12 protein-coding genes are annotated in these 9,096 nt (G+C 62.1%); 7 read left to right on the forward strand and 5 right to left on the reverse strand.

Annotated elements, in window-relative coordinates:
* Positions 1-8 precede the first annotated feature (8 nt).
* On the forward strand, positions 9-1,022 hold the full coding sequence (gene hemH / locus PMI38_RS22190; protein ID WP_008099086.1) for a ferrochelatase: 1,014 nt from the start codon (positions 9-11) through the stop codon (positions 1,020-1,022).
* Positions 1,023-1,166: 144 nt separating this feature from the next.
* Here the strand turns inward: hemH and PMI38_RS22195 are convergent, their stop codons facing one another.
* Both PMI38_RS22195 and upp read right to left on the reverse strand, forming a co-directional pair.
* Entirely contained in the window at positions 1,167-2,441 is a 1,275-nt protein-coding gene (locus PMI38_RS22195) for a uracil-xanthine permease family protein (protein WP_008099087.1), read from the reverse strand.
* Between the two features lie 2 nt (positions 2,442-2,443).
* Positions 2,444-3,082: a uracil phosphoribosyltransferase gene (upp, locus tag PMI38_RS22200; RefSeq protein WP_008099089.1), complete on the reverse strand. Its 639-nt coding sequence runs from the start codon at positions 3,080-3,082 to the stop codon at positions 2,444-2,446.
* Positions 3,083-3,243: 161 nt separating this feature from the next.
* Between upp and PMI38_RS22205 the strand changes: the two genes are divergently transcribed.
* From PMI38_RS22205 to PMI38_RS22220, 4 genes are all read left to right on the forward strand, one after another.
* Positions 3,244-3,801, forward strand: a complete 558-nt coding sequence (locus PMI38_RS22205; RefSeq protein WP_008099091.1) for a hypoxanthine-guanine phosphoribosyltransferase — start codon at positions 3,244-3,246, stop codon at positions 3,799-3,801.
* Positions 3,802-3,803: 2 nt separating this feature from the next.
* Entirely contained in the window at positions 3,804-4,277 is a 474-nt protein-coding gene (locus tag PMI38_RS22210) for a WbuC family cupin fold metalloprotein (RefSeq protein ID WP_008099093.1), read from the forward strand.
* Between the two features lie 52 nt (positions 4,278-4,329).
* A complete protein-coding gene (locus PMI38_RS22215) occupies positions 4,330-4,800 on the forward strand; it encodes a hypothetical protein (protein WP_008099094.1) in 471 nt (156 codons plus the stop codon).
* A gap of 68 nt (positions 4,801-4,868) precedes the next feature.
* Positions 4,869-5,159: a PA4642 family protein gene (locus PMI38_RS22220; protein WP_008099096.1), complete on the forward strand. Its 291-nt coding sequence runs from the start codon at positions 4,869-4,871 to the stop codon at positions 5,157-5,159.
* A 103-nt stretch (positions 5,160-5,262) separates the two neighbouring features.
* Here PMI38_RS22220 and mqo read toward each other — a convergent pair whose 3' ends face one another.
* Together mqo and PMI38_RS22230 are read right to left on the reverse strand one after the other, a co-directional pair.
* Complete coding sequence (mqo, locus tag PMI38_RS22225; RefSeq protein ID WP_008099098.1) at positions 5,263-6,768, reverse strand: malate dehydrogenase (quinone); 1,506 nt, start codon at positions 6,766-6,768, stop codon at positions 5,263-5,265.
* A gap of 603 nt (positions 6,769-7,371) precedes the next feature.
* The gene (locus tag PMI38_RS22230; protein ID WP_008099100.1) at positions 7,372-7,605 is read right to left on the reverse strand and encodes a hypothetical protein; all 234 of its coding nucleotides are present in this window, start codon (positions 7,603-7,605) and stop codon (positions 7,372-7,374) included.
* A gap of 144 nt (positions 7,606-7,749) precedes the next feature.
* Here PMI38_RS22230 and PMI38_RS22235 point away from each other — a divergent pair, with 144 nt between their 5' ends.
* A complete protein-coding gene (locus tag PMI38_RS22235; RefSeq protein ID WP_008099102.1) occupies positions 7,750-8,334 on the forward strand; it encodes a YajG family lipoprotein in 585 nt (194 codons plus the stop codon).
* A 72-nt stretch (positions 8,335-8,406) separates the two neighbouring features.
* Here PMI38_RS22235 and PMI38_RS22240 read toward each other — a convergent pair whose 3' ends face one another.
* Positions 8,407-8,613, reverse strand: a complete 207-nt coding sequence (locus tag PMI38_RS22240) for a hypothetical protein (RefSeq protein WP_008099104.1) — start codon at positions 8,611-8,613, stop codon at positions 8,407-8,409.
* Between the two features lie 160 nt (positions 8,614-8,773).
* Here PMI38_RS22240 and PMI38_RS22245 point away from each other — a divergent pair, with 160 nt between their 5' ends.
* Complete coding sequence (locus tag PMI38_RS22245; RefSeq protein ID WP_008099106.1) at positions 8,774-9,034, forward strand: hypothetical protein; 261 nt, start codon at positions 8,774-8,776, stop codon at positions 9,032-9,034.
* Positions 9,035-9,096: the final 62 nt, after the last annotated feature.

The following is a 9,096-nucleotide window of genomic DNA, read 5'->3' on the forward strand; positions in this document are numbered from 1 at the left end:
GACGCTGCATGACCGATCACGCCCTGCTGCTGGTCAACCTGGGTTCCCCGGCCTCTACCTCGGTGGCCGATGTGCGCCGCTATCTCAACCAGTTCCTGATGGACCCCTACGTGATCGATCTGCCCTGGCCGGTGCGGCGTTTGCTGGTGTCGCTGATCCTGATCAAGCGCCCGGAACAGTCCGCCCATGCCTATGCCTCGATCTGGTGGGACGAGGGCTCGCCGCTGGTGGTGCTGACCCGTCGTCTGCAGGCAGCGATGGTCGAGTACTGGCCCCATGGCCCGGTGGAAATGGCCATGCGCTATGGCCAGCCGGCCTTGCCCGAAGTGCTTGCCCGCCTGGCCGCTCAAGGCGTGCGTAAAGTGACGCTGGCGCCGCTTTATCCGCAGTTCGCCGACAGCACGGTGACCACGGTGGTGGCCCAGGCCGAACAGGCCGTCGCCGAGCGTGGCTTGCCGCTGGAATTGCGCGTGCTGCAGCCGTTCTACGATCATCCCGAGTACATCGATGCCCTGGCCGCCAGTGCCAGGCCGTATCTGCAGCAGGACTACGACCACCTGTTGCTGAGCTTCCATGGTTTGCCGGAGCGGCACTTGAAGAAGCTCGACCCTACCGGCAAGCATGACTTCCAGGCAGCGGATTGCTGCAAGGACGCCAGTGCCGAGATGCGCGCGGTGTGCTACCGCGGGCAATGCCTGGCGACGGCCAAGGCCTTTGCGGCGAAGATGGGCATCCCCGATGGCAAGTGGTCGGTGTCGTTCCAGTCAAGGTTGGGGCGGGCCAAGTGGATCGAACCCTACACCGAGACGCGCCTGGATGAACTGGGCAAGGCTGGGGTGAAGAAGCTGCTGGTGATGTGCCCGGCGTTTGTCGCCGATTGCATCGAGACGCTGGAAGAGATTGGCGATCGCGGCAAGGAGCAGTTCATCGAAGCGGGGGGCGAGGAGTTGGTGCTGGTGCCGTGCCTGAATGATCACCCGGAGTGGGTGAGGGTGTTGGCGGGGATGTGTGAAAAGGCCTGATTTCCAGGTTGCCTGTACTGGCCCTATCGCCGGCAAGCCGGCTCCCACAGGTTGAGTGTTGTCCCTGTGGGAGCCGGCTTGCCGGCGATAGGCTTGCCGGCGATAGCGCCAGTGCAGGCCCTGCAAAACTGAAGGTCAGTTACCTCAAGGCAACTGATCATCCAGCTTCTTGTGCTTCCAGCTGTCGTTGCCCGGCAGGATCAGGTTCAGCGCAATAGCCACCACGGCGCACAGGGCGATGCCCTTCAGGCCCCAGTCGTCCGGGCCGTCGCCGCTGCCGATCAATACGCCACCGATACCGAACACCAGGGTCACCGAAACGATCACCAGGTTGCGCGCCTCGGACAGGTCGATCTTGTGGCGAATCATGGTGTTCATGCCCACCGCCGCGATCGAACCGAACAGCAAGCACAGGATGCCGCCCATCACCGGTACCGGAATGCTCTGCAGCAGCGCGCCGAACTTGCCGATGAAGGCCAGGGTGATGGCGAAGATCGCCGCCCAGGTCATGATTTTCGGGTTGTAGTTCTTGGTCAGCATCACCGCGCCGGTCACTTCGGCGTAGGTGGTGTTGGGCGGGCCGCCGAACAGGCCGGCGGCGGTGGTCGCCAGGCCGTCACCCAGCAAGGTGCGATGCAGGCCGGGCTTTTTCAGGTAGTCACGGCCGGTCACGCTGCCCACCGCAATCACCCCGCCGATGTGCTCGATCGCCGGTGCCAACGCGACCGGAACGATGAACAGGATCGCCTGCCAGTTGAACGCCGGGGCGGTGAAGTTGGGAATCTCCAGCCACGGCGCGGCGGCGATCTTGGCGGTGTCGACCACGCCGAAGGCGAACGACAGGGCAAAGCCGACCAGCACGCCGGAAATGATCGGTACCAGGCGGAAGATGCCTTTGCCGAACACGGCGACGATGAGGGTGGTCAGCAGCGCCGGCATGGAGATCAGCATGGCGGTCTGGTAAGGCAGCAGTACGCTGCCGTCACCGGCCTTGCCCATCGCCATGTTGGCGGCGATCGGCGCCATGGCCAGGCCGATCGAGATGATCACCGGGCCGATGACCACCGGAGGCAGCATGCGGTCGATGAAACCGGTGCCCTTGATCTTCACCATCAGGCCCATGAAGGTGTAGACGAAGCCTGCGGCCACTACGCCGCCCATGGTTTCGGCCAGGCCGAACTGGCCCTTGGCGAGGATGATCGGGGTGATGAAGGCAAAGCTCGAGGCCAGGAACACCGGAACCTGACGGCCGGTGACCAGCTGGAACAGCAGGGTGCCGATGCCGGCGGTGAACAGTGCGACGTTCGGATCGAGGCCGGTGATCAGCGGCATCAGCACCAGCGCGCCAAATGCCACGAAGAGCATTTGCGCGCCCGAAACGACCTGGCGCCAGAGCGGGTCGTTGAAGCCGTCCTGCATGGTCAGGCGTCCTTCTGCTTGGTGCCGAAGATCTTGTCTCCGGCATCGCCCAGGCCCGGCACGATATAGCCGTGTTCATTGAGGCGCTGGTCGATCGACGCGGTGTAGATGTGCACGTCCGGGTGGGCTTTTTCCACCATGGCGATGCCTTCAGGGGCCGCGACCAGGACCATGGCACGGATTTCCTTGCAGCCGGCCTTCTTCAGCAGGTCGATGGTGGCGACCATCGAGTTGCCGGTGGCCAGCATCGGGTCGATGATCAGGGCCAGGCGCTGGTTGATGTCCGGCGCGAGCTTTTCCAGGTAGGTGTGGGCTTCGAGGGTTTCCTCGTTGCGCGCGACGCCGACGGCACTGACCTTGGCGCCCGGGATCAGGCTGAGGACGCCGTCGAGCATGCCGATACCGGCGCGCAGGATCGGGACCACGGTGATCTTCTTGCCGGCGATTTTTTCCACTTCGACCTTGCCACACCAGCCTTCGATCTCGTAGGTTTCGAGGGGCAAGTCCTGGGTGGCCTCATAGGTCAGAAGGGCGCCGACTTCCTGGGCGAGTTCGCGAAAATTCTTGGTGCTGATGTCGGCACGGCGCATCAGGCCGAGCTTGTGGCGGATCAGCGGGTGGCGGATCTCACGAGTGGGCATAGGGGGGCTCCGAAAGGCGGGCAAAAAAACCGCGCTAGGTTAATCTATTCAGCCTTTGCTGTCGTGCAGTCCTTTTGCACGTTAGTCCATAAATGCTTGATCTGTGACGAGCGGATGCGTACCTTTGCCCGCTTTTCCAAAATGCACCCCCGGAGAGCGCCATGTCCGCTGATCTCGAGCACATCCGTCAAGTCATGCGCGAGGCAGACTGCCTGTACAACGAAGCCGAAGTGGAAGCGGCCATTGCCGAGGTCGGCAAGCAGATCTGCAACGACCTGCACGACAAGAACCCGGTGGTGTTCTGCGTGATGAACGGCGGCCTGATCTTCGCCGGCAAGCTGCTGACCCACTTGCAGTTCCCGCTGGAAGCTTCGTACCTGCACGCCACGCGCTACCGCAACCAGACCAGCGGTGGTGAACTGTTCTGGAAGGCCAAGCCTGAAGTGTCGTTCATCGACCGCGACGTACTGATCGTCGACGACATTCTCGATGAAGGCCACACCCTCAGTGCCATCATCGAGTTCTGCAAGCATGCCGGCGCCCGCTCGGTGCACACTGCCGTGCTGATCGACAAGGATCACGACCGCAAGGCCAGCCCGGACCTCAAGGCCACTTACGTGGGCCTGTCCTGCGTGGACCGCTACATCTTTGGCTATGGCATGGACTATAAAGCTTACTGGCGCAACGCGAACGGCATCTTCGCCGTCAAGGGAATGTAATCATGAGCCAGCCTGCCTTCATCGACCAATCGTTGTTTGCCGGGCTGGCGCTCAAAGCCGCCGATGCCCCGCGTGGGCGGCATCACCACAATTTCCACGAGATGGAAGACCCTTGCCATCGCCTTGCGGTCGGTTTGCAACCGTCGACCTATATCCCGCCGCACCGGCACCTGAGCGATGACAAGGCCGAAACCTTGTTGGTACTCAAGGGCCGGCTGGGTCTGCTGGTGTTCGACGAACAGGGCAACGTGACCGACAAGCGCGTCCTCGAAGCCGGTGGCGATTGCCTGGGCGTGGACCTGCCGCCTCGCATTTATCATGGCCTGGTGGTATTGGCACCTGACAGCATCCTGTTCGAGTGCAAGGCCGGGCCGTACCGCCAATTGGCAGAAGGCGAGCATGCCCACTGGGCGCCCCGTGAGGGTGAAGCGGGCGTGGCCGAATATCAGGCCTGGATGATCGCGCAGTTCGATTGATTGTGCGTTCGAGTCGCATGCTAGAGTGCGCCTTCATGCCAAGGAGCCTCACATGCGTGCGATTCTTCCCCTGCTGCTGGCGGTGAGCCTGCCGCTCGCCGCTGCCCCCCTGCACAGCCAGTTTCTCCCGCCCGATGACCAGACTCTGCGCCAGGAAGCGCCCACTGCCCAGCAACTGCTGCAAGTGACCGATTACTCGGTGGTGGTGGGTGCCCAGCGCCAGTCCGACCAGCAGCCCATTCCGATCACCGCCTCCCTGCAGATGCGCCTCAAGGGCAAGCCACTGAGCAAGGGCGCGACCATCGGCCAGGTGCTGCTCACCTTCGACGGCGAAGCGGGCAAGAGCCTGAAGAAACCGGTGTACGACGAGAAGACCCGCACCTTGAGCCTCAACTACCCGGTCAGCGACTACCGGGTGATCATGGACCTGCTGCGCAACGAGACCGTCTACGTGCAGTTCCTCACCTATGCCAATGGCCATGTCTGGGCCGACCTGCACACCGGTACCGTACGTACGCGTTGAGGCGCGCCGCCTGTGGGGGGTACACTGCCGGCCTTCGAAATCCCGTGATGGTCCAGTTGGAGCCGGCAATGCGCAAAGACAAGAAGCAGGTGATTGGTGACGAGATCAGCGATGACTACGTCAAGACGTTCCTCCAGTTCGAGCCGGCCGATGGCGTGACCTCGCCGTCGCTGCACAAGTTGGTCAAGGCCTACCGCGGCCTGCGCGTGGATGACTTCGAGCGTTTCGTCGGCTTCTTCGTCGAGGCAGGCTATGACCTCGATGGCAAGGACGAGCACGGCAAGACCTTCGTCGAGCAGATCGCCGACCAGCGCAATGCGCCTGAGTATGTCGAGATCATCAATAAGGCCCGTGGCTGATCTGTAGCCCGCACCGGCCTCATCGCCGGCTTGCCGGCGATGAGGCCAGCGCAGTCCAGGCACAAAAAAACGCCCCGAGGGGCGTTTTTTCGTTTCAGCCAGTTCAGGCGTAATGCTTGGCCGGGCTGTCTTCCACCAGTTCCAGCGCCACATCGTTTTCGGCGCTGATCTTGCGGTACAGGGCTGCATCGGTAGCCAGGACCTTCTCGCGAGCCGGGAAGATTTCCTTGAGCTTGGCAGCCCAGGCACCTTTGGCCTGCTCGGGGAAGCAGCGTTCGATCAGCTCAAGCATGATCGACACGGTCACCGAAGCACCCGGCGAGGCGCCGAGCAGTGCCGCCAGGCTGCCGTCCTGAGCCGAGACCAGCTCGGTACCGAACTGCAGGATGCCGCCTTTCTTCGGGTCTTTCTTGATGATCTGCACGCGCTGGCCGGCCACTTCCAGGCGCCAGTCTTCTGCTTTGGCCTCTGGGTAGAAGCGGCGCAGGGATTCCAGGCGCTGTTCCATCGACTGCATCACTTCGCTGACCAGGTACTTGGTGAGGTCCATGTTGTCGCGGGCCACGGCCAGCATCGGGCCGATGTTGCCCATGCGTACCGACAGCGGCAGGTCCATCAACGAGCCGTGCTTGAGGAACTTGGTGGTGAAGCCTGCGTACGGGCCGAACAGCAGCGAGGTCTTGCCGTCCACCACGCGGGTGTCCAGGTGCGGTACCGACATCGGCGGGGCACCGACCGCGGCCTGGCTGTAGACCTTGGCCTGGTGCTGCTTGACGATTTCCGGGTTGTCGCAACGCAGCCACTGGCCGCTGACCGGGAAGCCGCCGAAGCCTTTGCTCTCCGGGATGCCGGACAGTTGCAGCAACGGCAGGGCCGCGCCACCGGCGCCGAGGAACACGAAGCGGGCGTCGACTTCACGGCTGCCGCCGCTGTTGACGTCCTTGATGCTGACGGTCCAGCCGCTGCCGTTACGGCGCAGGCCAACCACTTTCTTGCTGTACTTGACCTGCGCGTCCGGCGCGTCGGCCAGCACCTTGAGCAGCTTGTTGGTCAAGGCGCCGAAGTTGACGTCGGTGCCTTTCGTCACGCGGGTGGCGGCGATGCGCTGGTCGGCCGGACGGCCTGGCATCATCAGCGGTATCCAGTCCTTCATCACCGCCTGGTCTTCGGTGTATTCCATCTCGGTGAAGGCGTGGTGCTGCTTGAGCAGCTCGAAGCGCTTCTTGAGGAAGGACACACCCTTGTCACCTTCGACGTAGCTCAGGTGCGGGACCGGGTTGATGAAGGCACGGGCCGAGCCGAAATTGCCTTTCTTGCTCAGGTAGGCCCAGAACTGGCGCGAGACCTCGAACTGGGTATTGATGTGCACGGCCTTCTTGATGTCGATGCTGCCATCGGCGGCCTGAGGCGTGTAGTTAAGCTCGCACAGGCCGGCGTGGCCGGTACCTGCGTTGTTCCAGGGGTTGGAGCTTTCCGCGGCCCCGGAGTCCATCGCCTCGACGACCTCCAGCTTGAGGGTCGGGTCGAGCTCCTTGAGCAGTACGGCTAGGGTGGCACTCATGATGCCCGCGCCTACCAGTACCACATCAACCGATTCGTTCTGCGCCATTTAACGCGTCTCCACAATCTACAGCTACCTAATTGACAGCATAGGACCCCAGGGTAACCAGGATCGCCATGTCCGACTCTTCGCAGTTCTTGCAACTTCCGCGGACACCGCCAATCAGTCTTCGGGTTCGAGTATTGAACGCCGTTTGCCACGGGTGCGGCAATTCGACTTATGGTCAAGGTGTCGTGCGTGCGCTATGGGAGCGGCCTCAATTACCCATGGGGAATGAGCGTTTTAGCCGCCTGTTCAGGGCTGTTAGGGACACATCTGTCGCTTTTGCACATGCCAGACTGTTCATTGCTCGCCACACTCTCGTGAAGTTGTGAAAAACCGTTTTTTCACGCTCTTTTGGAGTCGTGAACCTCAAAAGGGGAATGCGCGATGGCAACCCATAGGTTCATGCAGTGCGAAGGGCCGGAAAAGCAGGCACGACAGCCGATGCAAGACCTGAGTGGAAGGCTCTCTGTGGGCGAAGCGTTGAAGGTGCCGGGGTCAAACGGCAAATGCGGGGCCCGATCAGGAGACGTCCTTATAATCGGGGGGAGATTATAGCGATGTCGCGGGCAGAAAGGTCGTAAATCGTGGTTTTTATTGCAGCGTTTGTCAGGCGGGGAGGCTGCGCTGCTGCCAGTGATGGCTTGCACGGGTGCAAATTCGGGCTTCGGCGGGCAACTCGCGGCCTAGCCAGGCCAAGCGGATTTCGCCGATCCGGACCCAGCCGCTGCCTTCCGGTGGTCGGCTGCATTGCTTGAATGCCAGGCATTTGCCTGCATCGTCGAGGCGGGCATAGCTGTTGTCGCGCGGGCGTTGCAACAGCAGGTTCCAGAGCGAGGCCATGGCAGCGAGTCCTGTGCGTTTGGGCTGGCGCAAGGATAGCGGCGGGGCCATGAAACGATTGTGACAAGCGGGGCGGACCGATGACTGGTCAGCCCCTGGCTAGGTATACTGTGGGCCTTTGCCGCATTTTCTGGAGAAACGCGCATGTTGCAACGACTGTTGTTCGGTTTGATCGCCGTAGCCAGCCTCAGCCTGGCCGGTTGTGCCCACAGCCCGCAACAACTCAGCCCGCAACCCAAGCTCAATGCCCAGCTCGCCCCGGTCGGCCACGGCCAGCCGGTGGTGGTCAAGGTGGTCGATGGCCGGGCTTCGCAGTCGCTGGGTACTCGGGGTGGCATGTACCCTGAAACCAGCACCATCAGCGTCAGTGGCAACGATGTCGTGCCCAAGCTGCAAGCCCAGGCCGAAGCTGCCGTGCGTCTGCTGGGCTTCACCCCGACACCGAACGCCTCCAACGCGCCGCAGTTGACCGTGACCCTGGCTGAACTCAAGTACCAGTCGCCCAAGGACAACCTGTACGTGACCGAGGCCACCATTGGCGCCACCTTCCGTGCCGACGTGTCCAACGCCAACCGCCGTTACAGCGGTCGCTACGGTGCTTCGCTGGACCAGCGCTTCGGCATGGCGCCGAATCAGGAAACCAACACCAAGCTGGTGGGTGATGTGTTGAGCGATGCGTTGACCCGCTTGTTCAAGGACCCGACCATCGGTCAGGTGCTGGGCGAGTAATCTTCGCTCTGAATTGAAAAGCCCGCTGCCTGGGACACAGGCAGCGGGCTTTTTATTTTGTCTGTACGGGTCTCAAGCGGCTTCGTTGTAGAAATCCAGCACGCTCAAGCCAGTCAGTAGATCCACTTCTGGCAGGTGATCATGCGCATGCCCGCCCAAGGCACAGTAGACCAGCCACTGGCGGTCCTGGACATTGATGGCGAAACCGTCGATCAGCGCCTGCTGCTCATCACTCTGCGCCACGAGATAGAGGCGGTCCTGGTTTTCAGCGTGCAGCATGAGCAAACTCCGTTGCTAGGAAGAGGCCGACAGGGTGGCCTGTTCTGATGACGAGCGTGTGACAGATGAAATTTAGTGGCACTTGGTCGCCAAGACCGGGCACCACGGGTGGACTTCGGTAGAATGCCGGCCTTCGCTGTCGTCTATCCGAGGTCGCGTGATGTCCTTGCAAGTGCTCTGGGGCTTTCTGTCTGCCCACCCAACCAAACTGATCAATCTGCTGGCGCTGGTGATGACCTGCCCGGGCGGGTTGCTGCTGCACAGCGCACGACGCCGCGAGGCTGTCAGTCGTGAGAGCCTGGCAGTGGAGGAGGGGGTGGTGGATGCGTTCGACCAGCGGGTGCCGCGTTACTACTACATCCTTGGTTTTTCCTGCCTGGCCATGGCGTTGCTGCTGTCCTGGTTCAGCACCTGGATCTGATATCCAAGTCGGGCAATCGCCGGCAAGCCGGCTCCCACAATGACACTGTGGGAGCCGGCTTG

The sequence above is a fragment of the Pseudomonas sp. GM84 genome (genome assembly GCF_000282535.1).
Lineage (GTDB): Bacteria > Pseudomonadota > Gammaproteobacteria > Pseudomonadales > Pseudomonadaceae > Aquipseudomonas.

What these genes read in the sequence shown, in the direction of transcription:
- upp (WP_008099089.1), bottom strand. Translation starts at nt 3,082, where the DNA reads ATGCCCACTCGTGAGATCCGCCACCCGCTGATCCGCCACAAGCTCGGC.
- PMI38_RS22230 (WP_008099100.1), bottom strand. Translation starts at nt 7,605, where the DNA reads ATGGCCTCGCTCTGGAACCTGCTGTTGCAACGCCCGCGCGACAACAGC.
- PMI38_RS22220 (WP_008099096.1), top strand. Translation starts at nt 4,869, where the DNA reads ATGCGCAAAGACAAGAAGCAGGTGATTGGTGACGAGATCAGCGATGAC.
- PMI38_RS22240 (WP_008099104.1), bottom strand. Translation starts at nt 8,613, where the DNA reads ATGCTGCACGCTGAAAACCAGGACCGCCTCTATCTCGTGGCGCAGAGT.
- PMI38_RS22215 (WP_008099094.1), top strand. Translation starts at nt 4,330, where the DNA reads ATGCGTGCGATTCTTCCCCTGCTGCTGGCGGTGAGCCTGCCGCTCGCC.
- hemH (WP_008099086.1), top strand. Translation starts at nt 9, where the DNA reads ATGACCGATCACGCCCTGCTGCTGGTCAACCTGGGTTCCCCGGCCTCT.
- mqo (WP_008099098.1), bottom strand. Translation starts at nt 6,768, where the DNA reads ATGGCGCAGAACGAATCGGTTGATGTGGTACTGGTAGGCGCGGGCATC.
- PMI38_RS22210 (WP_008099093.1), top strand. Translation starts at nt 3,804, where the DNA reads ATGAGCCAGCCTGCCTTCATCGACCAATCGTTGTTTGCCGGGCTGGCG.
- PMI38_RS22205 (WP_008099091.1), top strand. Translation starts at nt 3,244, where the DNA reads ATGTCCGCTGATCTCGAGCACATCCGTCAAGTCATGCGCGAGGCAGAC.
- PMI38_RS22235 (WP_008099102.1), top strand. Translation starts at nt 7,750, where the DNA reads ATGTTGCAACGACTGTTGTTCGGTTTGATCGCCGTAGCCAGCCTCAGC.
- PMI38_RS22195 (WP_008099087.1), bottom strand. Translation starts at nt 2,441, where the DNA reads ATGCAGGACGGCTTCAACGACCCGCTCTGGCGCCAGGTCGTTTCGGGC.
- PMI38_RS22245 (WP_008099106.1), top strand. Translation starts at nt 8,774, where the DNA reads ATGTCCTTGCAAGTGCTCTGGGGCTTTCTGTCTGCCCACCCAACCAAA.